The sequence below is a fragment of the Pseudomonas sp. 14P5.3.2 genome, from assembly GCF_057799175.1.
Window position 1 is genome coordinate 13227 of sequence record NZ_JBYOKU010000016.1, and the last position, 20443, is coordinate 33669.

A 20443-nucleotide genomic window follows, 5' to 3' on the forward strand; every position below is an offset into this window, starting at 1 on the left:
AGCCCCGGCTTGAGCGTGTTAATGAGAAAAAGTTCCCTTGGCCCGGTGCTGTTTCTGCGTCTTGCACCAAGTCTGCCTAGATGAATTCGTCTACACTTTTGTTCCGATTTTGCATGATGCCTCACATATCTTTGTCGCTCTTGAGGTGACTTTAAAGAAGAGGCTGCGTCTTAAGTCTCGACATTCGGCAATGTTCCGGTGAGCGCTTCGGGAAGATCTTCCCCGCGCCCGCCGCTGCGTCCATCGGAGTCACCCGGTCAACGAGCACGATGACGAGCGCACCTTGAGCATTTTCGCCAATGGTGCCTACTATTTATCACGTGCTCGGTTGCGCGAGATCGGTGTGGTTTTTCTCGGTGTCCATCAGGCACGGGGTGGCGTAGATGTTCCTTCGCCGGAAAAACATCGGTAAGGTAGGGGTCAGAATTCAAGACCCGCGAGGAGTAGTGATGAGCGAGGCGTTGTCCATCCACCATGACCAGGCTGGTCATCAGTTCGAGACCAATGTGGACGGTCATCGTGCCTACCTGACCTATATGGATCTGGGGAAACAGACCCTGGATATCTATCGCACCTTCGTGCCCAACGCCCTGCGCGGTCGAGGCATTGCAGCTGCGCTGACCGAAAGTGCGCTGCAGTACGCCGAAGAAATGGGCTACACGGTGATCCCGTCGTGCTCCTACGTCGAGCGCTACATGGAACGTCATCAGCGTCGCGCCGCCAAGATCTGAATCGCACGCACACAAAAACGCCGGGCAATGCCCGGCGTTTTTTTATGCCTGTGAAACGCTGATCAGCTGCGCTGACGTTTCGGCAGAACATCCTTGAGCTTGGCGTGCATGCTGCGCAGGGTGTTCTCGGTGGCGGACCAGTCGATGCAGGCATCGGTGATCGACACGCCGTATTGCAGGTCGGCGAGGTCTTTCGGGATCGCCTGGCAGCCCCAGTTCAGGTGACTCTCGACCATCAGGCCGATGATCGACTGGTTGCCTTCGAGGATCTGGTTGGCGACGTTCTCCATCACCAGCGGTTGCAGGGCCGGGTCCTTGTTGGAGTTGGCGTGGCTGCAATCGACCATGATGTTCGGTTTGATCTTCGCCTTGTTCAGCGCCTGCTCGCACAGGGCGACGCTGACCGAATCGTAGTTCGGCTTGCCGTTGCCGCCACGCAGCACCACGTGACCGTAGGCGTTGCCCTTGGTGGTGACGATCGACACGCCACCTTCCTGGTTGATCCCCAGGAAGCGGTGCGGGCTGGAAACCGACTGCAGGGCATTGATCGCCACGGTCAGGCCGCCATCAGTGCCGTTCTTGAAGCCGACAGCCGAGGACAGGCCGGAAGCCATTTCACGGTGGGTCTGCGATTCGGTGGTACGCGCGCCGATGGCCGACCAGCTGATCAGGTCCTGCAGGTACTGCGGGGAGATCGGGTCGAGGGCTTCGGTGGCGGTTGGCAGGCCTTTCTCGGCCAGGTCCAGCAGCAACTGGCGACCGATGTGCAGGCCGTCCTGAATCTTGAACGAGTCATCCAGGTACGGATCGTTGATCAGGCCTTTCCAGCCGACGGTGGTCCGTGGCTTCTCGAAATACACGCGCATGACCAGATACAGGGTGTCGGAGACTTCCTCCGCCAGCACCTTGAGGCGATCGGCGTATTCGTGGGCAGCCTTGATATCGTGGATCGAGCACGGGCCGATCACTACGAACAGACGGTGGTCGGTGCCATCAAGAATGTTGCGAATGACTTCGCGGCCCTTGGTGACGGTGCGCAGTGCAGCATCGCTCAGAGGGATATCACGCTTGAGCTGATCGGGAGTGATCAGGGTCTCGTTAGAGGCGACGTTTAGGTCGTTGATCGGTAAATCAGCCATCGTTTACTCGTCAGGTCACGGGTGCCGGCCGCCAGCGATCCCCGCGCGGCGGAGCACAGCAGATTTAAGCGCGTCGGGGAGCCGAACCTTAGCGCGTCAGACGCGGCTCGACAATGGGCAAGCACCGCTTTAATCCAGCACTGGCTGGGCAAAAGCCTTGCGCACGCTATCGTGGGAGAACTCGTCGGCGTGTTGTTCGACCCATTGCAGGGCCAGCGCCTGGATATCCTGCAGATCGTCGTGGGCCTCGTTCATGCGGCAATAACGCTCGATCTGGCACACCTGTTCGCCCATTCGGGCGCTGAACAGCGTCTGCTCATCGGTGAACGCGATCCCCACCAGATAGCCCTTCTTGCGCCGCAAACACCACGCGACATAGCCCGGATAACAGATGTCGGCATTGAGTGTCGGCATGCGCACTTGCAGCGCCGTGCCGTGGCGCCACGCGCGGTGATAATTGCAAGCGATCCCGCCGAGGCTGATAGTGTGCAGCTGTTGCCTGGAAATACACTCGGGCTTGAGCAAGGTTAATTCAACCGGCACTTCGTCCGGATGAGGAATGAAACGTCCCATGAGCACAGACTCCCTGTGTCGGCCATTTGACATTGTTTCCCCCAGTATAGTGGTCGAATCCGAGCTGACCGATTTCGACGCCGACCAGCGGTTGCTGGCGATGAGCGGCGTTTCGCTGGTGATTTTCACCAGTGTCGGCTGTTCCAGCTGCCGCTATGCCAGAGAGGTTTTGCCCGGGTTCGAGCTGGCGGTGGATCGCCTGTGCTGGATCGATGCTGGCAACAACGGCGGGTTGGTGGAGCGTTATCAGGTCTTTCATTTGCCGGCGTTGTTTGTGGTGCGCGACGGCGAGTTCTTTGGAGCATTGCACACGCGCCTGACCGCCGATGCGCTGAACGCAGCAGTGGCGCAGGCGCTGGGTCGAATTGCAGAGGAGTTGCCATAGATGGTGGGAGCAGACAGCAAACCGGTGATCGGGATTATCGGCACCGGTGCAATTGGCGGGTTCTACGGTTTGATGCTGGCGCGGGCCGGTTTCGATGTGCACTTTTTACTGCGCAGTGAATTCGCCGCAGTGGCCGAACGTGGTTTGCAGGTGGACAGTGCCGTGCATGGCACGCTGACGCTGAACCCGGTGCAAGCCTATGCCAAGGCCGAGGACATGCCGGCCTGCGACTGGTTGCTGGTCGGCGCCAAGACCACCAGCAGTGCCGGTCTGGCCCCGGCGATCATTGCCGCGGCCAGGCCCGGCGCGAAAGTGCTGGTGCTGCAAAACGGTCTGGACGTCGAAGACAGCCTGCGCGAGTTGCTGCCCGACTCCCTGCATCTGCTCGGTGGCCTGTGTCTGATCTGCGTGCATCGCGAAGGTCCCGGGCACATCACCCATCAGGCACTGGGGGCGGTGAACATTGGTTATCACAGTGGCCCGGCGGCAGGCGACGCGGCGCGCCTGGCGCTGGTCGAGGAGGGCGCCAGTCTGTTCCGCGCGGCCGGTATCGATTCGCAGGCGATGCCCAATCTGCAACAGGCACGCTGGCAGAAACTGGTCTGGAATATTCCCTATAACGGTCTCTCGGTGCTGCTCGGTGCCGGCACCACGCCGCTGATGGCCGACGCGGACAGTCGCGCGCTGATTCAGGCGTTGATGGCCGAAGTGGTGCAGGGCGCCAAGGCCTGTGGTCACGACATGCCGCCCGGTTACGCCGAGTACCTGTTCATGATGACGGAGAAAATGCCCGACTACTGGCCGAGCATGTACCACGATTTCCTGCACAAACGGCCGCTGGAACTGGAGGCAATTTATGCCCGGCCACTGGCTGCCGCCAAAGCCGTGGGGTTCGAATTGCCGCGGATCGAGGCGCTGTATCGCACGTTGAGTTTCATCGACCGACGCAACACCTGAGTCGGTTTTCTGGGGGAGTGGGGGGAAGGCATGGCCAAGAACATCGATGACAAACTGGTGCTGGCGATTTCGTCTCGTGCCCTGTTCGACCTGAGCGAGAGTCACAAGGTCTACCTGGCGAGCGGCGTCGAAGCCTATCGGCAATATCAGATCGAACACGAAGACGAGATCCTCGCGCCCGGTGATGCCTTTCCTCTGGTGGAAAAACTCCTGAGCCTCAACAGTCGCCTCGACCGCGCCCGGGTCGAGGTGATTCTGGTTTCGCGCAACAGCGCCGACACCGGCCTGCGCGCCTTCAATTCGATTCACCACTATGGACTGGATATCTCGCGGGCGGCATTCGTCGGTGGGCGCAGTCCGTATCCCTACCTCAAGGCTTTTGGCTGTGACTTGTTCCTGTCGACGCATGCCGAGGACGTGCGCGCTGCGCTGGACGCCGGTTTTGCCGCCGCGACGATTCTCTCCGGTGGCGCCAGTCGTGCCGCCAGTGACGAACTGCGCATCGCCTTCGACGGCGACGCGGTGCTGTTTTCCGATGAGTCCGAACGTGTATATCAGTCCGGCGGGCTGCTGGCGTTTCAGGCCAAGGAACGTGAATCGGCGCGCGAGCCGTTGCGCGGTGGGCCGTTCAAAGGTTTTCTGGCGGCGCTCAATGCGCTGCAACGCGAGTTCCCCGAGGATGACTGCCCGATCCGCACGGCACTGGTCACCGCGCGTTCGGCACCGGCGCATGAGCGGGTGATTCGTACATTGCGCGAGTGGGACATCCGCCTCGACGAGTCGCTGTTCCTTGGCGGGCTGACCAAATCGGCGTTTCTCGAAGCCTTCGCTGCCGATGTGTTTTTTGACGATCAGGCCGGCCACTGCGAGGCCGCCCGCGAAGTGGTCGCCACCGGTCACGTACCGCACGGCATCAGCAACGAACCATCGATCTAAAGCCCCTGTGCTTCAAGACGTTGCGTCGCACGTCGTACTCGCCAAGGCACTGCTAAGCTGAATCAATCTCCGCCATGTTGGCACGCGAGGAGGTCATATGATTCGTTCGATGCTGTATGCCACTGACCTCGGTCTGTACGCACCTTTAGTGATGCAGCATGCCCTGGCGCTGGCGCGGACATTCAATGCCGACTTGTATGTGGTGCATGCAGTGGAACCCATGGGACTGTTTGCCGAATCGGTGTTGCAGAGCTATCTCGACGAACAGGCATTGAACGAATTTCACAGTCAGGGTCTGAAAACTGTCATCGCCAATATCGAGCAACGGGTGCTGGACAGTTTTCGCGAAGAATTGGGGGAGGACGGCGAACAGGATCTGCAGCGGATTCGTGCGGTACGGGTACTGCAGGGCGATCCGTCGCAGGTGATTCTTGACCAGGTGGAGAAACTCTCTGTGGATTTGCTGATCGTAGGCACTCACAGCCACGGTGTCGGGGCGGAAACGCCTTTGGGGCGTACGGCGACCCGGGTCCTGCAATTGGCCAAGGTGCCGGTTTATCTGGTGCCGTTGGTGGAGCGCCGGCGTCGGGAGGATCGCTGAAGCGGGAATAATGGCGTTTTGATAAAAAAGTTCTAGATTTATTCATCAAACCATTAATATAGTTATATACCGTCGCTGATGCCCGTGGCGTCTACCTGCTTTGAGGGATACATATGAAGCTTCAACAATTGCGCTACATCTGGGAAGTGGCGCACCACGACCTCAACGTTTCCGCTACAGCCCAAAGCCTTTACACCTCGCAACCGGGTATCAGTAAACAAATCCGCCTGCTGGAAGACGAACTCGGCGTTGAAGTGTTTGCCCGCAGCGGCAAGCACTTGACCCGCGTCACCCCGGCCGGCGAGCGCATCATCACCACCGCAGGGGAAATCCTGCGCAAGGTCGAAAGCATCAAGCAGATTGCCCAGGAATTCTCCAACGAGAAGAAAGGCACCCTGTCGATCGCCACCACCCACACCCAGGCGCGTTATGCGTTGCCGCCGGTGATCAGCAATTTCATCAAGCAATACCCGGACGTGGCGCTGCACATGCATCAGGGTTCGCCGATGCAGATCGCCGAGATGGCCGCTGACGGCACCGTCGATTTCGCCATCGCCACCGAAGCGCTGGAACTGTTCGGCGACCTGGTGATGATGCCGTGCTATCGCTGGAACCGTTGCGTGGTCGTGCCGCAGGGCCACCCGCTGACCAAGCTGCCGAAGCTGACCCTTGAAGCGCTGGCCGAATACCCGATCGTGACGTATGTGTTCGGTTTCACTGGCCGTTCGAAACTCGACGAAGCCTTCAGTCATCGCGGCCTGACGCCGAAAGTGGTGTTCACCGCTGCCGATGCCGACGTGATCAAAACCTACGTGCGCCTGGGTCTGGGTGTGGGCATCGTCGCCAAAATGGCGGTCGACACCAAACTCGATAACGATCTGGTGGTGCTGGATGCCAGCGAACTGTTCGAGTCGAGCATCACCAAGATCGGTTTCCGTCGCGGTACCTTCCTGCGTGGTTTCATGTGCGACTTCATCGAGAAGTTCGCCCCGCACCTGACCCGCGAAGTGATGGCCAAAGCCATCCAGTGCCACAACAAGCAGGAACTGGAAGAGCTGTTCGACGGCGTCGAACTGCCGGTCCACTAAGACCCTGCCTCAAAGCACCTCGGTGACAGCGAACTGTTGCCGGGTGCCCGCCACCAGAATCTCCACCTCATCGCCCTCGAACTTGCCCAGCAGGCTTTTGCCCAGCGGCGAGCGCGGGGTGATGACGGTAATCGGCTGACCCACCACATCGACTTTCAGGCCCGCCGCATCCGGCGCCAGAAACAGCCATTGCTCGCGACCCTTTTCGTCTTCCAGGCCGAGCAGGGCGCCGATCTCGATGCCGCGATTTTCGTCATAGGCGCGCAGTGTCAGGTTCTGGCACAGCGCCAGTGACTGGCGGATTTCCTCGACCCGTTTCGCCTGACCTGCTGCCAGATAGGAAGCCTCAAGTCCGAGGGTGTCGTACTTGTTCTCGGCGATGTTCTCTTCGTGAGTCGCGGTTTCGTAAGCGGTCTGCGCGGCGCGCTCGGCGATGTCGAGGTCGACGCGCAGTTTGTCGAGGATCAGTTGGTGGACGGTGTGCTTGTTCATGATCAATCGCAGAATTGCAAAACGTTGGCGCGGCTCTTCTCGCTCGGCGCGGTCTGGTCCTGTTGCAGCCAGAACTGGCACTTGGGGTTCGACTGGTTGCGACTGCTGCTGCGTGCCTGATCCAGGCGATTCTGCTGTTCGTTCTTGCGCAGGTTTTCTTCGTACTGCTCGAACAGCGGACTCTGTGGCGGAATGTCCGGTTGTACCTGGACGGCCGCCGGGGGCTTGGCCAGTTGCTGCACGGCCTGAGCGACAGGCGCCAGTTGCTCGGTGAACACAAAGCGTGAAAGCAACCAGCAGGTCAGGGCGATGGCCAGAAAGCCCAGCCACATGCCCAGGGCAATGCTGCCGGTCAGTCGCAGCGCGCTAAGCTGAACAGGCAAGGGACGACGCGGGGTGGGGCGATAGGGCATGGCTGCCTCCTGGCGGATGATTACGGGCAAGTCGCGATTGTCGCACGAAGATTAATCGCCGTCGGCTCTTCTGCGCGAGGTCATTTATGCGGACAATCAGCCCTTTTGCCAACGGGAGTCTTGCATGTCGGTACCGAAAACCCGCTGGGATATTTTTTGCACCGTGGTCGACAACTATGGCGACATCGGTGTGACCTGGCGTCTTGCCCGCCAACTGGTGGCCGAGCATGCGCTGGCGGTGCGTCTGTGGGTCGATGACCTGCGCGCCTTCGAGCGTATCTGCCCCGAGATCGACATCAACCTTGCCCAGCAATCGCAGCAGGGCGTCGAGGTGCGGCACTGGCCGAGCGACTGGCCGCAAACGGAAGCCGCCGATGTGGTGATCGCCGCATTTGCCTGTCAGTTGCCACCGGCGTACATGGACGCCATGGCCGAGCGGCAACGGCCGCCACTGTGGATGAACCTCGATTACCTCAGCGCCGAAGACTGGGTAACCGGCTGTCATGGCCTGCAGTCGGTGAAGTACAAGTCGGTACAGAAATTCTTTTTCTTTCCCGGATTTCAGCCGGGGACCGGCGGCCTGCTGCGTGAAGGCGGTCTGCTTGAGCGTCGTCGGCATTTTCAGCAGGATGCCGCTGCACAGCGACAATTCCTGCAAGGCCTGGGTGTCGATCGCGCAGCGGATTCGCAACTGATCTCCTTGTTTTCCTACGAAAATGCCGGGCTGGCCAGTTGGCTGGATGTGCTGGCGGCGGATAGCACACCGACCCATTTGCTGGTGCCGGAGGGGCGAATTCTCGGTGATGTCGCGCGCTGGCTCGGAGTCGATTCGCTGGCCGTCGGCGATTTGAACGTGCGTCAGGCGCTGACGGTGCAGGTGCTGCCGTTCGTCCGTCAGGATCAATACGATCAGTTGCTGTGGTGCTGCGATTTCAACGCGGTGCGTGGGGAAGACTCGTTCGTCCGCGCACAGTGGGCCGGGCGACCGATGCTCTGGCACATCTATCAGCAGGACGAAGACATCCATCTCGACAAGCTCGACGCCTTTCTCGCGCTCTACACCAAAGGGCTTTCACCGGCCGCTGCCGAGGCGATCAACGGTCTGTGGCGGGCCTGGAGCGCCGGACAACCGATTGGCGAGCGCTGGCTGGAGGCCCGTAAACACTGGTCGCAATTGCAGGACAACGCCGAAGCATGGTGTCTGGAACAAGGCTTGCAGGCGGATCTTGCCACGGCGCTGGTAAGGTTTTACCTAAATTGGATATGATACGCGGCCTAGATTTTTGTAAATCCCATCCAAATTCGGATATTCGCAATGAAAACTGGTAAAGAACTCAAACCCGGTACCGTGATCCGTATCGACAACGATCCTTGGCTGGTTCAGAAAGCTGAATTCACCAAGTCGGGCCGTAACAGCGCGATCATGAAGACCAAGCTGAAGAACCTGCTGACCGGTTACAAGACCGAAACCGTTTACGGTGCGGACGACAAGCTGGACGACGTGATCCTCGACCGTAAAGAAGCGACCCTGTCCTTCATCAGCGGCGACACCTACACGTTCATGGACACCACTGACTACACCATGTACGAGCTGAACGCCGAAGACATCGAAAGCGTTCTGCCTTTCGTTGAAGAAGGCATGACCGACGTTTGCGAAGCCGTGTTCTTCGAAGAGCGTCTGGTTTCCGTAGAACTGCCGACCACCATCGTGCGTCAGGTTGACTACACCGAAGGTTCCGCTCGCGGTGACACTTCCGGCAAGGTGATGAAGCCTGCCAAACTGAAGAACGGTACCGAGCTGTCGGTTGCTGACTTCATCGAAATCGGCGACATGATCGAGATCGATACCCGCGAAGGCGGTTCCTACAAAGGCCGTGCCAAATAAGCACTGCTTTTCGCGGAAAGAAAAAGCCCGACCATTGAGTCGGGCTTTTTTGTGCCTGCGATTTCACGTTTACCGCTGTGTGGGAGCGGGCTTGCTCGCGAAAACGGTGTGTCATTCAACGAACAGGTTGTCTGACCAGGCCTGTTCGCGAGCAAGCCCGCTCCCACAGTGGTTTGGTGTTGTTCTCAAACGGTGGTGTGCAGACGCACTTCAACATTGCCGCGAGTGGCGTTGGAGTACGGGCAGACCTGGTGCGCCGCTTCGACCAGGCTCTGTGCATCCGCTTGCTCCAGGCCTGGCAGGCTGATGTGCAGATCGATGTCGAGACCGAAACCGCCAGGGATCTGGCCGATACCGACGTGGGCGGTGATCGAGGCGTCGTCGGGGATTTTGCGTTTGGTCTGGCTGGCAACGAATTTCAGTGCGCCGATGAAGCAGGCCGAGTAACCGGCAGCGAACAGTTGCTCAGGATTGGTCGCTGCACCGCCGGCACCGCCGAGTTCTTTCGGGGTAGCAAGTTTAACGTCGAGGATGTTGTCACTGGAGATCGCACGACCATCACGGCCGCCAGTGGAGGTTGCGATTGCGGTGTAGAGAGTTTGCATGGTGTGAGCCTCGTCGAGTGTGTTTGTTTGCGCTAATTTTTTGCGCGCTAAGTAAGTGCGAGGTGAATGTAGCTCGCTAATGTTTAGTGCGCAAGATAATTTTTTGAGAAAGCTGAATCTCGGTCCTTTAAAGGCACAGTCGATCAGCTTGAAAGTGAAGATTTAGAGCGGATGGTGGGGGCGGCGGGGGCTGAAGAATATTTTTCCTGGTGAACCGATCCTTTGTAGGAGTGAGCCTGCTCGCGATAGCGGTGGGACAGGCACTACGCAAGCTGACTGAACCACCGCTATCGCGAGCAGGCTCACTCCTACAAGGGGGGCAGCGCTGTTATCCGGTCAGGCTGTCTTGCAGATGACTGCGCAGCACTTGCAGTTCCGCTTGCAGGTTTTGCAGGCGCTCGACGGTAAAACCACTGGCGCCGAGGATGCACTGCGGAACGCTTTTGGCTTGCTCACGAAGAGCGCGGCCCTGCGTGGTCAGTTCGACGATCACCACCCGTTCGTCTTCACGACTGCGGGTTCGACTGAGCAGACCTTCGCCTTCCAGACGCTTGAGCAACGGCGTCAGCGAGCCTGGATCGGTCAGCAACCGCGTGCTGATTTCGCCCACGGTCAAACCGTCCTTTTCCCACAGCACCATCATCGCCAGATACTGTGGGTAGGTCAGGCCCAGCGCTTGCAGTAGCGGCTTGTAGACCTTGGTCATCATCAGCGAAGTGGAGTGCAGGGCGAAGCAGGCCTGGTTATCCAGCAGCAGGTGATCGCAGTTGTCGGGGGTTTCGCGTTCGGTGGTCATGGCAACGCCTTGTTCGATGATGGGCTTGAATCTAGCGCCCGAATGTTTAATGCGCCAGATAATTATCCAGAATCTAGTGCCGGCCCAGCTCTCGCTGTAGCGCCAGATCCCACGGCGGCACCGGGCTGAAACGGGTCTTGAGATATTCCAGAAGCAAACGGCTGCGCGAGTTGGTTTGCTGTTCCATGCGCAGCGCATAGATACCGGTGGTTTCCGGTTGTGGCAGGCCGGTCTCGCAGAACAGCGGCAGCAACTCTCCGCGCAACAGGTACTCACTGGCCAGCCAGGTCGGCAAATGCGCGATGCCCAGCCCGGCCAGTGCGCCGCACACCAGGGCTTCGGCATTGTTGGCGCTCATGCGGATTCGTGAGGGGCGATGCAGTTGCATTTGCCCGTCCAGCTCGAAGCGCCAGGCGAAGGGCGGGGCGAGGCCTTCCCAATCCAGTCCGTCGTGTTCACTCAACTGCGCAGGATGGCTCGGCGCGCCACGGCGTTTGAGGTAGTCGGGGCTGGCGCAGGCGATGCGCACCATGCTCGCCAGCGGGGTGGCGACCAGCCGCGTATCGGCCATTTGCCCGGCGCGCAGCACCAGATCAACTTTGCCCAGATTCGAGCCGTGCATGTCGATGAAGCTGTCGATCAGGTGCAACTGCACATCCAGCCCCGGGTACAGCACCAGAAAGTCGGCGATGACCGGCGCGAGATGGCGGCGACCGAACGCAGCGGGGGCATCAATGCGGATCAAGCCTTCCGGCGCACTGCTCAACGACACCGCTTCGGCACGGGCCAGTTGCAGTTCGCTGACAATACGTCGCGCCCGCTCGGCAAACGCCAACCCGGCCGGGGTTGCCCGCACAGCGTGGGTGCTGCGGATGAACAACTGGCTACCGACGGCGCTTTCCAGGCTATCGATGCGCCGCGCAATGGCGGAAGGCGTCAGCGGATGACGACGGGAAACCGCGGAAAAACTGCCGCTTTCCAGAACATCGAGAAATAACCCGAGCTGATCGGTCAACTGATTGGGATTCATGAGAATTCAATGCTTGTGCGAATTTGGCATAGCCATTGTGCGTTGCTGTGCGTTTCCCCGCCAGCCTGTACTGCGTAGGATGAATCGCCTGACGGATGAGGAAATCGCTGTGATCGAGTTTTTGTTGTACCTGCTGTTTGGCGCGGCCCTGGGCACACTGGGCGGGATATTTGGCATCGGCGGTGGTTTGATCGCCATTCCGCTGCTGGGTGTGTGGTTCGGCCTGGATCAACAGATCGCCCAAGGCACGGCGCTGGTGATGGTGGTGCCGAACGTGATGCTGGCGCTGTGGCGCTATCACCAGCGCAATCGCATCGAACTGCGCCATGCGCTGCCGCTGGCGGTCATGGGCTTTTGCTTTGCGTGGATCGGCTCGATCTGGGCGGTGGGCATAGATGCGCAAACCATGCGCATCGGCTTTGTCGCGTTCCTTGTGGTGCTCTCGGCGTACAACCTGCTGAAGATGTTCGGAAAAAAAACCGCGGTGAGCTCCGAGATGCGTTACTCATGGCCATGGCTGGGTGTGCTCGGCGCAGCGTCGGGGACCATGGGTGGCTTGTTCGGCGTCGGCGGGGCCGTGGTGGCGACGCCCGTGCTGACCAGTCTGTTCGGCACCACGCAAGTGGTTGCCCAAGGCCTGTCGCTGGCGCTCGCATTGCCGAGCACCGGCGTGACGCTGGTGACGTACGCGGTGCATCACGAAGTGGACTGGATGATCGGTCTGCCGCTGGCCATCGGCGGTCTGGCCAGCATCAGTTGGGGCGTGAAAGTCGCCCACGCAATGCCGGAAAGGCTCTTGCGCGGGCTGTTCTGCGGTTTTCTGGTGCTGTGTGCGGTGATGCTCGCCTTTAAAGTTTGAAGCCTTCGACGATGTGCTCGGCCAGGCATTCGGTGATCGGCGACGGATTGTTCAGGTTGCGGATCAGCATGATGCTGGCCTCGGGCAGCAGCGGCAAATCTTCGGCGGCGCCGAGAATGCGCATGTCCGGGGTGATCAGGCTCTCCAATTGCGCGGTGATCGCCAGACCCGCGCTCACCACCGCCATCAGCGCCGACAGGCTGGTGCTGTTGTAGGCGATGCGGTAGTCGCGGCCCATCGCGTCCAGCGCATTGCACGCCCACAAGCGGCAGAAACAATCACTGTTGAACATCGCCAGTGGCAGCGGCGTCTGCTCGTGGGCGCTGAAATTTTGCGCTTCGGCCCAGACGAATCGCTCCTTGCGCAGCAACTGGCCGATCTCGTTGCCCGGCTCGCGGGTGACGATCGACAAATCCAGATCGGTGCGTTGCAACAGCTGTTTGCTGGACTCGCAGTGCACTTCGATCTGAATCAGCGGATAGAACTGGGCGAACCGCGACAGAATTCCCGGCAGAAACCGCATCACATAGTCGTCCGGCGTACCGATGCGCACGGTGCCGACCATGTGTGGCTCGCGCAAAGTGTTGAACACTTCGCTGTGCAATTTCAGGATGCGCCGCGCATAGCCGAGCAGCACCTGGCCTTCGGCGGTCAGGCGTACCTGGCGGCCATCGCGCTCGAACAGCTGGCGTTGCAGAACGTCTTCTTCCAGACGCTTCATCTGCATGCTCACGGCCGATTGCGTGCGGTTGACCATCTCGCCAGCGCGGGTGAAGCCGCCTTGGTCGGCGATGGCAACGAAGGTACGCAGGACATCGGTATCGATACTGGGATAGGCCGACAATTCATCAATCTCCGAGATGCATGGCATCAGAAACATTCGTTGGATTGATCTTAGCTCCGGGGCGAGACTTTAGTCATCCCACATGGAGGGCAACACGATGAAAGGTCAAAAAGTCTATGTCAGTGATGAAAGAGTGCCGGTGCACCTGATCTCGGATCTGCTGCACAAGTTTAGCCGCTGGTACGAATTGCACCGTGAACGTGAGTTGCTCGCCAGTCTGAGTGACGAAGCGTTGAAGGACATCGGGGTCAGCCGAGCTGACGTTGAACACGAGGCCATCCGGCCGTTCTGGGACGATCCGATGCATAAATGATGAGGGTATCGCTACACAAACCCCTTTTGACTGAGGTAGGTTGCGAGCAGACAAGGAGATGTTCATGCCCGCGACTCTGGCCTTTTCCCTCAAACAGGCGCGACGTCTGGCGCTGGCTGCCCAAGGGTTCAACGGGCGCCAGCCGCTGACCGTCAAGGCGCCGCACGTCAACCGGCTGATTGAACGGCTGGGGCTATTGCAGATCGACTCCGTCAACGCGGTGGTGCGCTCGCACTACTTGCCGCTTTTTTCTCGTTTGGGTTCATATCCATCCACTCTGCTCGACCAGGCCGCCTGGAGCTCGGGGCGCCGTCGCACGCTGTTCGAATACTGGGGCCACGAAGCATCGTTGCTGCCGCTGGCGATGTACCCGTTGCTGGGGTGGCGGATGCAGCGCGCGAAACGTGGCGAGGACATCTATCAACAATTAGCGAAGTTCGGACGCGAGCAGCAAGATACGATTCGTCGGGTTATGGCAGCGGTCGAAGCGCAGGGCGCGTTGGGCGCGGGCAGCCTTTCGACCCGCGAGGACAAGGCCGGTCAGTGGTGGGACTGGAGCGCGGAAAAGCATGCGCTGGAATGGTTGTTCGCCGCCGGCGAAGTGACCGTGGCCGGGCGCCGCGGTTTTGAGCGTTTGTATGATTTGCCGGAGCGGGTCATCCCTGCGCCGATTCTGCAGCAGCCGTTGCCGGATGAAGCCGAGGGCCAGCGTGGTCTTCTGCTGCACGCGGCTCAGGCACTCGGCGTCGGCACGGAAAAGGATCTGCGGGATTACTTCCGTTTGAACCCGGCCGATGCGCGACCGCGTCTGGCGGAGCTGGTCGAGGACGGGCAGTTGCAGACCTGCGAAGTCGCCGGCTGGCGACAGATCGCCTACTGTCTGCCGCAGCCGAAAGTCCCGCGTAAAGTCGTCGCCAGTGCGCTGTTGTCGCCGTTCGATTCGCTGATCTGGGAGCGCAGTCGTACCGAGCGACTGTTTGATTTCCGCTATCGGCTGGAAATTTATACGCCGCAGGACAAGCGGGTCTATGGCTATTACGTGCTGCCGTTCCTGCACAACGAGCGGATTGCTGCGCGGGTCGATCTGCGCGCCGAGCGGGCGTCGGGGCGGTTGGCGGTGCATGCGGTGCACGAGGAAGAGCCGGGGCTGGATGATCAGGGGATGTTGGCGCTGGCGCTGAATTTGCGGCAGATGGCCGATTGGCTGGGGCTTGCACGGGTGCAGCTTAATTGTCAGCGCGAGAGTGCAGGGCGATTGCGGGTGGCATTGGCTGAAATCTGTAGTGACTGAGCTGGCCCCTTCGCGAGCAAGCCCGCTCCCACATTGGTTCTGTGCCGTTCACAAATCCAGTGTGGGAGCGGGCTTGCTCGCGAAGGCTGCCTCTCAGACGCTAGAAACCTGACCGGTTCAACGCCGAACCTGCTTCAGGGTTTCCGCAATCAAAAACGCCAGTTCCAGCGACTGATCGGCATTCATCCGCGGGTCGCAATGGGTGTGATAACGATCCGACAGCCCGTCTTCAGTGATCGGCCGCGCACCACCGATGCACTCGGTGACATTCTGCCCGGTCATCTCGATGTGAATCCCGCCCGCGTAGCTGCCTTCGGCTGCGTGCACCTGGAAGAACTGCTTCACCTCGCCAAGGATCTGTGCGAAGTCGCGGGTCTTGTAGCCGCTGCTGGCCTTGATGGTGTTGCCGTGCATCGGGTCGGAACTCCACAGCAACTGCTTGCCCTCACGCTGCACCGCGCGGATCAGCGCCGGGAGATGATCGCCGACCTTGTTCGCGCCCATCCGCGCGATCAGGTTCAGGCGGCCCGGATCGTTGTCCGGGTTGAGCACGTCGATCAGGCGGATCAGGTCGTCCGGGTTCATGCTCGGGCCGACTTTGACGCCGATCGGGTTGTTCACTCCGCGCAGGAATTCGACGTGGGCGCCGTCAAGCTGACGGGTGCGGTCGCCGATCCACAGCATGTGCGCCGAGCAATCGTAGTAATCGTTGGTCAGGCTGTCGCGACGCACGAAGGCTTCTTCGTAATTCAGCAGCAGCGCTTCGTGGGCGGTGAAGAAACTGGTTTCGCGCAGTTGCGGCGAGCTGTCCATGCCGCAGGCGCGCATGAACGCCAGGGTTTCATCGATGCGGTCGGCGAGGTGGCTGTATTTTTCGGCCAGCGCCGAGTTGGCGATGAAATCAAGGTTCCACTTGTGCACCTGATGCAGGTCGGCAAAGCCGCCTTGGGCGAAAGCGCGCAGCAGGTTCAGGGTGGCGGTGGACTGGTGATAGGACTGCAGCAGGCGCTCCGGATCCGGCACGCGGCTCTTCTCGTCGAAACCGATGCCGTTGACGATGTCGCCACGGTAGGCGGGCAGGGTCACGCCATCGATGGTTTCGTCGTTGGCCGAGCGCGGCTTGGCGAATTGACCGGCCATGCGCCCGACCTTGACCACCGGACAACCGGCGGCGAAGGTCATGACGATTGCCATCTGCAGCAACACTTTGAAGGTGTCGCGAATCTTCGCTGCCGAGAACTCGGCAAAGCTTTCCGCGCAATCGCCGCCCTGCAACAGGAACGCCCGGCCCTGAGTCACCTCGGCAAACTGTCGGCGCAGCTCGCGTGCTTCACCGGCAAACACCAGCGGCGGATAACTGGCCAGGGTCTGCTCGACCTGGCGCAGGTGCGCGGCGTCGGGGTATTGGGGTTGTTGCTGGATCGGCAGGGCGCGCCAGCTGTCAGGGCTCCAGGGTTGGCTCATCACAGTCTCTAATTCGGTTCTACGCTCGGGACGCCCATGGTAGCAGCAATTAGTGCGTGACCTGCTCCCGCGCCTCGTCGACAATCGCCGCTTTGCCACGGCGCCTGAGCGGCGTCATCGCGTCACCGCGCCCGGTGACCATCAGGAGACGAAATGACTGAGGAGCGCGTCGAGCTGTTGCTCGCCGAGGTACAGGATGAGTTCGGCGTGATTCGCGTGCTGGAAGTGGCCGATTACCGCTTTCTGGAATTCGGCGATGCCATCGAACAGAGCTGCGTGTTCACCGCCGATCCGAGCTGGCTCGAATACGACTACACCCGGGCGATGCTGATTGGCGCGCTGTGCCACGAGCAACCGGAGAGCGCACTGTTTCTCGGCCTCGGTGCCGGCACGCTGACCCAGGCCTGCCTCAAGTTCCTGCCGCTGGAAGACGTCGAAGCCATCGAACTGCGCCCGGACGTGCCACGCCTGGCCATCGAGTATCTGGGGCTGGATGACGATCCGCGCTTGTACATCCGGGTCGGCGATGCGCTGGAATTGCTGCCAACGGCCGAGCCTGCGGATCTGATCTTTGTCGACCTCTACACCGACGTGGGGCCGGGTGTCGGGCATCTGGCCTGGAGTTTCCTCGGCGACTGTCAGAAGCGTCTGAATCCGGGCGGCTGGCTGGTGATCAACCAGTGGGCAACCGATGATGGCAAACCGTTGGGCGCCGCGTTGCTGCGCGGGCTCTATCACCGGCATTACTGGGAATTGCCGGTGAAGGAGGGCAACGTAATTCTGATTGTGCCGGCGGATCTCGAACAGGAGCTGGACCTGCAGGCGCTGACCGCCCGGGCCGAAGCGCTGGCACCGCGGTTGGGGTATTCGTTGCAATCGTTGATCAAGGCGATTCGCCCGGCGACTTGAGTTGTCAGTGATGGCCCCTTCGCGAGCAAGCCCGCTCCCACACTTGAAATGCATTCCAAATGTGGGAGCGGGCTTGCTCGCGAAGAGGGCCTGAAGAGCACCAGATTTCTCAGACCCCTTTGAAGATGCCCGGCCGCCGCTCCACCAGCGACCTCACGCCCTCCTTGGCATCCTCACTCCCCAGCAACTTCTTCACCAGCGCCGGCAACCCCTGCGCTGCCGCTGTCTCACCTTCATACCGCGCCTGGCGCGCCGACATCAGTGTCGCCTGCACCCCCAACGGTGCCTGCCGAGCAATCCGCTCGGCCAGTTCGATCGCCCGTGGCAGCAAATCCTCGCTGGCCATCACTTCCTGCACCAAGCCCAGACGCAACGCATCATGCGCATCGAACTCATCACCGGTCAGCAGCCAACGCATCGCGTTGCCCCAGCCCGCCACCTGATGAAAACGTAACGTCGCGCCACCAAAGGGAAAAATCCCACGCTGCACTTCCATTTGCGCAAAGCGCGTATTGCTCGCACACAGATTGATGTCGGCTGCCAGCATCAACTCGATGCCGATGGTCAGGCAGTAACCCTGCGCGGCAACAATCACCGGTTTGCTCACTCGCGGTCCGACGAAAACACCCCACGGGTCGCAACCGCCGGTCGGAACCTGCCAGCCTTCGGCGAGGGCGGCGCTGGCGTTGAGCAGGTCCAGGCCGGCGGTAAAGTGCTCGCCGTGCCCGAACACCACGGCCGCCCGCGCCTCGCTGTCTGCCTCGAACTCACCGTAGGCCAGGCTCAGGGCATTGAGCAGATCGAGGTCGAACGCGTTGCGCTTGGCGGCTCGGTCGAGGCCGATCAAGTGGACATGACCACGACGTTCACGGCTGACGCGGCCGGGGCAGGGCTGATTCATGGGGAGATCCTCGGGCGGGAAGGGCGGGTGCAGCGACGGTATGCCGCACATCGGTGAATCGTTTAAGCGTCATCGCCCGCAGGGCCGGGCCTTTGAAAAATAGACCTTCGCACGATTATCCGCAAAACCCCGTTACACAGCGGTGACACACCGATTCAGACGATAAAAAAAGCTCCCTTTTCGGGCAAAATCCGGTATAGTGCGCGCCGGCCTTTAACCGGGCCGCGTTTAGGTAGCGCAATTTCCCGAAGTCAGCTTCGGCTGCACGTCCGCATTGCGGGCTCTTCCCGGACGATTCTTTTTTTCATTCATTCGTTTTCGCAAATCCCCGCCGACAAAGCTGCCAGGGCGACTCTTGAGTCTCAACACGGCATGCGCAGCTTTGGAGCATGGGTCTTTGCGGATGCACTTAGAGGCAGACCCATGACCCAGGAAACCGGCGGATTCGCCGCTTTTAATCTTAACCCGAATATTCTTGCAGCCGTCGCAGCGACCGGCTACGAAGAGCCTTCGGCGATTCAGCAGCAATCGATCCCGATCATCATGGCCGGCCAGGACATGATTGGCCAGGCGCAAACCGGTACCGGTAAAACCGCCGCGTTCGCACTGCCTATTCTGCACCGCATCGATCCTGCCAAGCGCGAACCGCAAGCCCTGATCCTGGCGCCAACTCGAGAGTTGGCGCTGCAAGTAGCAACCGCTTTTGAAACCTACGCCAAGCAAATGCCTGGCGTCACCGTTGTCGCCGTTTACGGCGGCGCACCGATGGGCCCGCAACTCAAGGCTATCCGTAATGGCGCACAGATTGTTGTCGCTACTCCGGGTCGTCTGTGTGACCACCTGCGTCGCGACGAGAAAGTCCTGTCGACCGTGAACCACCTGGTTCTCGACGAAGCTGACGAAATGTTGAAACTGGGCTTCATGGATGACCTGGAAGTCATCTTCAAAGCTCTGCCATCGACCCGTCAGACCGTTTTGTTCTCGGCTACCCTGCCGCAGTCGATCCGCGCCATTGCCGAACGCCATCTGCGCGATCCGCAACACGTCAAGATCCAGACCAAGACCCAAACCGTTACCGCGATCGAACAGGCTCACCTGTTGGTTCACGCTGACCAGAAGACCTCTGCCGTTCTCAGCTTGCTGGAAGTGGAAGACTTCGACGCGCTGATCATGTTCGTGCGCACCAAGCAAGCGACCCTGGATCTGGCCAGTGCCCTCGACGCCAAAGGCTACAAAGCCGCAGCGCTGAACGGTGACATCGCCCAGAACCAGCGTGAGCGCGTGATCGACTCGCTGAAAGATGGCCGTCTGGACATCGTTGTCGCGACCGACGTAGCTGCCCGTGGTCTGGACGTTCCGCGCATCACCCACGTATTCAACGTGGACATGCCGTACGATCCGGAATCCTACGTGCACCGTATTGGCCGTACCGGCCGTGCCGGTCGCGAAGGTCGTGCGCTGCTGCTGGTGACTCCACGTGAGCGCCGCATGCTGCAGGTGATCGAGCGTGTAACCGGTCAGAAGGTTGCCGAAGTGCGTCTGCCGGACGCTCAGGCGGTTCTCGATGCACGCATCAAGAAACTGACCAACAGCCTGTCGCCGCTGGTCGCTGATGCCGAATCGACTCACGGCGAACTGCTGGATCGTCTGACCGCTGACATCGGTTGCACCCCGCGTGCCCTGGCTGCAGCTCTGCTGCGCAAGGCTACCAACGGTCAAGCGCTGAACCTGGCCGCGATCGAGAAGGAACGTCCACTGGTGCCGAACAACGCACCGCGTGGCGACCGTCCTGAGCGTTCCGGTGATCGTCCTGATCGTGGTGACCGCGAGCGTCGTGCGCCAATGCCTCTGGGCGAAGGTCGTGCCCGTTGCCGTACCGCGCTGGGTGCGCGTGACGGTATCGCCGCCAAGAACCTGCTGGGCGCCATCCTCAATGAAGGTGGTCTGGCCCGCGAAGCGATCGGTCGCATCCAGGTGCGTGACAGCTTCAGCCTCGTCGAGCTGCCGGAAGATGGTCTGGACAAACTCCTGACCAAACTGAAGGACACTCGCGTCGCTGGCAAGCAGCTGAAGCTGCGTCGCTACCGCGAAGATTGATCCGCCCTCGGGCTGATTGATCGAACATAAAAAATCCCCGACTGGTTCGGGGATTTTTTTTGCCTGTCTGAAAGAGCAAAGATCGAAGATCGAAGATCAAAAGATCGCTGCCTGCGACAGCTCCTACACAGGGT

23 protein-coding genes are annotated in these 20443 nt (G+C 60.4%); 13 read left to right on the plus strand and 10 right to left on the minus strand.

From position 1 onward, the window contains the following. Positions 1–449: 449 nt before the first annotated feature. Positions 450–731 carry a GNAT family N-acetyltransferase gene (locus tag AC27VU_RS14895; protein ID WP_003226804.1) on the plus strand — a complete coding sequence of 94 codons (282 nt, stop codon included), beginning with the start codon at positions 450–452 and terminating at the stop codon, positions 729–731. 62 nt (positions 732–793) lie between these two features. Here AC27VU_RS14895 and AC27VU_RS14900 read toward each other — a convergent pair whose 3' ends face one another. Both AC27VU_RS14900 and AC27VU_RS14905 read right to left on the minus strand, forming a co-directional pair. Then, entirely contained in the window at positions 794–1870 is a 1077-nt protein-coding gene (locus tag AC27VU_RS14900) for a 3-deoxy-7-phosphoheptulonate synthase (protein WP_003226802.1), read from the minus strand. Between the two features lie 129 nt (positions 1871–1999). Next, positions 2000–2443, minus strand: a complete 444-nt coding sequence (locus AC27VU_RS14905; protein ID WP_007964792.1) for a PilZ domain-containing protein — start codon at positions 2441–2443, stop codon at positions 2000–2002. Here AC27VU_RS14905 and AC27VU_RS14910 point away from each other — a divergent pair. The 5 genes from AC27VU_RS14910 to cysB all read left to right on the plus strand — a co-directional run bounded on the left by AC27VU_RS14910 (position 2442) and on the right by cysB (position 6410). Continuing rightward, a complete protein-coding gene (locus tag AC27VU_RS14910) occupies positions 2442–2828 on the plus strand; it encodes a thioredoxin family protein (RefSeq protein WP_051018104.1) in 387 nt (128 codons plus the stop codon). The genes AC27VU_RS14905 and AC27VU_RS14910 overlap by 2 nt on opposite strands. Continuing rightward, on the plus strand, positions 2829–3785 hold the full coding sequence (locus AC27VU_RS14915; RefSeq protein WP_488724340.1) for a putative 2-dehydropantoate 2-reductase: 957 nt from the start codon (positions 2829–2831) through the stop codon (positions 3783–3785). 30 nt (positions 3786–3815) lie between these two features. Continuing rightward, positions 3816–4721, plus strand: a complete 906-nt coding sequence (locus AC27VU_RS14920; RefSeq protein ID WP_103483836.1) for a 5'-nucleotidase — start codon at positions 3816–3818, stop codon at positions 4719–4721. A 97-nt stretch (positions 4722–4818) separates the two neighbouring features. Further along, a complete protein-coding gene (locus tag AC27VU_RS14925) occupies positions 4819–5322 on the plus strand; it encodes a universal stress protein (RefSeq protein WP_003226793.1) in 504 nt (167 codons plus the stop codon). A 113-nt stretch (positions 5323–5435) separates the two neighbouring features. Further along, positions 5436–6410, plus strand: coding sequence for an HTH-type transcriptional regulator CysB (gene cysB / locus AC27VU_RS14930; protein WP_007908591.1), 975 nt, complete (start codon positions 5436–5438; stop codon positions 6408–6410). 9 nt (positions 6411–6419) lie between these two features. Here cysB and AC27VU_RS14935 read toward each other — a convergent pair whose 3' ends face one another. Further along, the gene (locus AC27VU_RS14935; protein WP_003226791.1) at positions 6420–6902 is read right to left on the minus strand and encodes a GreA/GreB family elongation factor; all 483 of its coding nucleotides are present in this window, start codon (positions 6900–6902) and stop codon (positions 6420–6422) included. A 2-nt stretch (positions 6903–6904) separates the two neighbouring features. Further along, positions 6905–7315 (minus strand): hypothetical protein, encoded by a 411-nt coding sequence (locus AC27VU_RS14940; protein WP_103483834.1) that lies wholly within the window; start codon positions 7313–7315, stop codon positions 6905–6907. 124 nt (positions 7316–7439) lie between these two features. Here AC27VU_RS14940 and earP point away from each other — a divergent pair, with 124 nt between their 5' ends. After that, a complete protein-coding gene (gene earP / locus AC27VU_RS14945; protein WP_488724341.1) occupies positions 7440–8582 on the plus strand; it encodes an elongation factor P maturation arginine rhamnosyltransferase EarP in 1143 nt (380 codons plus the stop codon). A 48-nt stretch (positions 8583–8630) separates the two neighbouring features. Further along, positions 8631–9200: an elongation factor P gene (locus tag AC27VU_RS14950; RefSeq protein ID WP_003226785.1), complete on the plus strand. Its 570-nt coding sequence runs from the start codon at positions 8631–8633 to the stop codon at positions 9198–9200. A 185-nt stretch (positions 9201–9385) separates the two neighbouring features. Here the strand turns inward: AC27VU_RS14950 and AC27VU_RS14955 are convergent, their stop codons facing one another. The 3 genes from AC27VU_RS14955 to AC27VU_RS14965 all read right to left on the minus strand — a co-directional run bounded on the left by AC27VU_RS14955 (position 9386) and on the right by AC27VU_RS14965 (position 11631). Further along, complete coding sequence (locus AC27VU_RS14955; protein WP_003226782.1) at positions 9386–9805, minus strand: organic hydroperoxide resistance protein; 420 nt, start codon at positions 9803–9805, stop codon at positions 9386–9388. A 328-nt stretch (positions 9806–10133) separates the two neighbouring features. Further along, positions 10134–10601: a MarR family winged helix-turn-helix transcriptional regulator gene (locus AC27VU_RS14960; protein WP_473017820.1), complete on the minus strand. Its 468-nt coding sequence runs from the start codon at positions 10599–10601 to the stop codon at positions 10134–10136. A 73-nt stretch (positions 10602–10674) separates the two neighbouring features. After that, the gene (locus tag AC27VU_RS14965) at positions 10675–11631 is read right to left on the minus strand and encodes a LysR family transcriptional regulator (RefSeq protein WP_201136934.1); all 957 of its coding nucleotides are present in this window, start codon (positions 11629–11631) and stop codon (positions 10675–10677) included. Positions 11632–11740: 109 nt separating this feature from the next. Between AC27VU_RS14965 and AC27VU_RS14970 the strand changes: the two genes are divergently transcribed. Then, positions 11741–12490, plus strand: coding sequence for a sulfite exporter TauE/SafE family protein (locus AC27VU_RS14970; protein ID WP_400499223.1), 750 nt, complete (start codon positions 11741–11743; stop codon positions 12488–12490). Here AC27VU_RS14970 and AC27VU_RS14975 read toward each other — a convergent pair. After that, entirely contained in the window at positions 12480–13334 is an 855-nt protein-coding gene (locus AC27VU_RS14975) for a LysR substrate-binding domain-containing protein (RefSeq protein WP_025113145.1), read from the minus strand. The genes AC27VU_RS14970 and AC27VU_RS14975 overlap by 11 nt on opposite strands. 97 nt (positions 13335–13431) lie before the next feature. Between AC27VU_RS14975 and AC27VU_RS14980 the strand changes: the two genes are divergently transcribed. Together AC27VU_RS14980 and AC27VU_RS14985 are read left to right on the plus strand one after the other, a co-directional pair. Further along, entirely contained in the window at positions 13432–13647 is a 216-nt protein-coding gene (locus tag AC27VU_RS14980) for a DUF1127 domain-containing protein (protein WP_003226778.1), read from the plus strand. A gap of 64 nt (positions 13648–13711) precedes the next feature. Beyond that, the gene (locus tag AC27VU_RS14985) at positions 13712–14938 is read left to right on the plus strand and encodes a winged helix-turn-helix domain-containing protein (protein WP_488724342.1); all 1227 of its coding nucleotides are present in this window, start codon (positions 13712–13714) and stop codon (positions 14936–14938) included. Between the two features lie 117 nt (positions 14939–15055). Here AC27VU_RS14985 and AC27VU_RS14990 read toward each other — a convergent pair whose 3' ends face one another. Beyond that, a complete protein-coding gene (locus tag AC27VU_RS14990) occupies positions 15056–16402 on the minus strand; it encodes a class II 3-deoxy-7-phosphoheptulonate synthase (protein WP_488724343.1) in 1347 nt (448 codons plus the stop codon). Between the two features lie 153 nt (positions 16403–16555). Between AC27VU_RS14990 and AC27VU_RS14995 the strand changes: the two genes are divergently transcribed. Next, the gene (locus AC27VU_RS14995; RefSeq protein WP_226499724.1) at positions 16556–17311 is read left to right on the plus strand and encodes a spermidine synthase; all 756 of its coding nucleotides are present in this window, start codon (positions 16556–16558) and stop codon (positions 17309–17311) included. A gap of 109 nt (positions 17312–17420) precedes the next feature. Here AC27VU_RS14995 and AC27VU_RS15000 read toward each other — a convergent pair whose 3' ends face one another. Continuing rightward, entirely contained in the window at positions 17421–18212 is a 792-nt protein-coding gene (locus AC27VU_RS15000) for a crotonase/enoyl-CoA hydratase family protein (RefSeq protein ID WP_488724344.1), read from the minus strand. Between the two features lie 423 nt (positions 18213–18635). Between AC27VU_RS15000 and AC27VU_RS15005 the strand changes: the two genes are divergently transcribed. Then, the gene (locus AC27VU_RS15005; RefSeq protein ID WP_003226768.1) at positions 18636–20309 is read left to right on the plus strand and encodes a DEAD/DEAH box helicase; all 1674 of its coding nucleotides are present in this window, start codon (positions 18636–18638) and stop codon (positions 20307–20309) included. Positions 20310–20443: the final 134 nt, after the last annotated feature.

Coding starts and splice junctions, on each gene's coding strand:
- AC27VU_RS14895 (WP_003226804.1), top strand. CDS start 450: ATGAGCGAGGCGTTGTCCATCCACCATGACCAGGCTGGTCATCAGTTC.
- AC27VU_RS14900 (WP_003226802.1), bottom strand. CDS start 1,870: ATGGCTGATTTACCGATCAACGACCTAAACGTCGCCTCTAACGAGACC.
- AC27VU_RS14910 (WP_051018104.1), top strand. CDS start 2,442: ATGAGCACAGACTCCCTGTGTCGGCCATTTGACATTGTTTCCCCCAGT.
- AC27VU_RS14905 (WP_007964792.1), bottom strand. CDS start 2,443: ATGGGACGTTTCATTCCTCATCCGGACGAAGTGCCGGTTGAATTAACC.
- AC27VU_RS14915 (WP_488724340.1), top strand. CDS start 2,829: ATGGTGGGAGCAGACAGCAAACCGGTGATCGGGATTATCGGCACCGGT.
- AC27VU_RS14920 (WP_103483836.1), top strand. CDS start 3,816: ATGGCCAAGAACATCGATGACAAACTGGTGCTGGCGATTTCGTCTCGT.
- AC27VU_RS14925 (WP_003226793.1), top strand. CDS start 4,819: ATGATTCGTTCGATGCTGTATGCCACTGACCTCGGTCTGTACGCACCT.
- cysB (WP_007908591.1), top strand. CDS start 5,436: ATGAAGCTTCAACAATTGCGCTACATCTGGGAAGTGGCGCACCACGAC.
- AC27VU_RS14935 (WP_003226791.1), bottom strand. CDS start 6,902: ATGAACAAGCACACCGTCCACCAACTGATCCTCGACAAACTGCGCGTC.
- AC27VU_RS14940 (WP_103483834.1), bottom strand. CDS start 7,315: ATGCCCTATCGCCCCACCCCGCGTCGTCCCTTGCCTGTTCAGCTTAGC.
- earP (WP_488724341.1), top strand. CDS start 7,440: ATGTCGGTACCGAAAACCCGCTGGGATATTTTTTGCACCGTGGTCGAC.
- AC27VU_RS14950 (WP_003226785.1), top strand. CDS start 8,631: ATGAAAACTGGTAAAGAACTCAAACCCGGTACCGTGATCCGTATCGAC.
- AC27VU_RS14955 (WP_003226782.1), bottom strand. CDS start 9,805: ATGCAAACTCTCTACACCGCAATCGCAACCTCCACTGGCGGCCGTGAT.
- AC27VU_RS14960 (WP_473017820.1), bottom strand. CDS start 10,601: ATGACCACCGAACGCGAAACCCCCGACAACTGCGATCACCTGCTGCTG.
- AC27VU_RS14965 (WP_201136934.1), bottom strand. CDS start 11,631: ATGAATCCCAATCAGTTGACCGATCAGCTCGGGTTATTTCTCGATGTT.
- AC27VU_RS14980 (WP_003226778.1), top strand. CDS start 13,432: ATGAAAGGTCAAAAAGTCTATGTCAGTGATGAAAGAGTGCCGGTGCAC.
- AC27VU_RS14985 (WP_488724342.1), top strand. CDS start 13,712: ATGCCCGCGACTCTGGCCTTTTCCCTCAAACAGGCGCGACGTCTGGCG.
- AC27VU_RS14990 (WP_488724343.1), bottom strand. CDS start 16,402: ATGAGCCAACCCTGGAGCCCTGACAGCTGGCGCGCCCTGCCGATCCAG.
- AC27VU_RS14995 (WP_226499724.1), top strand. CDS start 16,556: ATGACTGAGGAGCGCGTCGAGCTGTTGCTCGCCGAGGTACAGGATGAG.
- AC27VU_RS15000 (WP_488724344.1), bottom strand. CDS start 18,212: ATGAATCAGCCCTGCCCCGGCCGCGTCAGCCGTGAACGTCGTGGTCAT.
- AC27VU_RS15005 (WP_003226768.1), top strand. CDS start 18,636: ATGACCCAGGAAACCGGCGGATTCGCCGCTTTTAATCTTAACCCGAAT.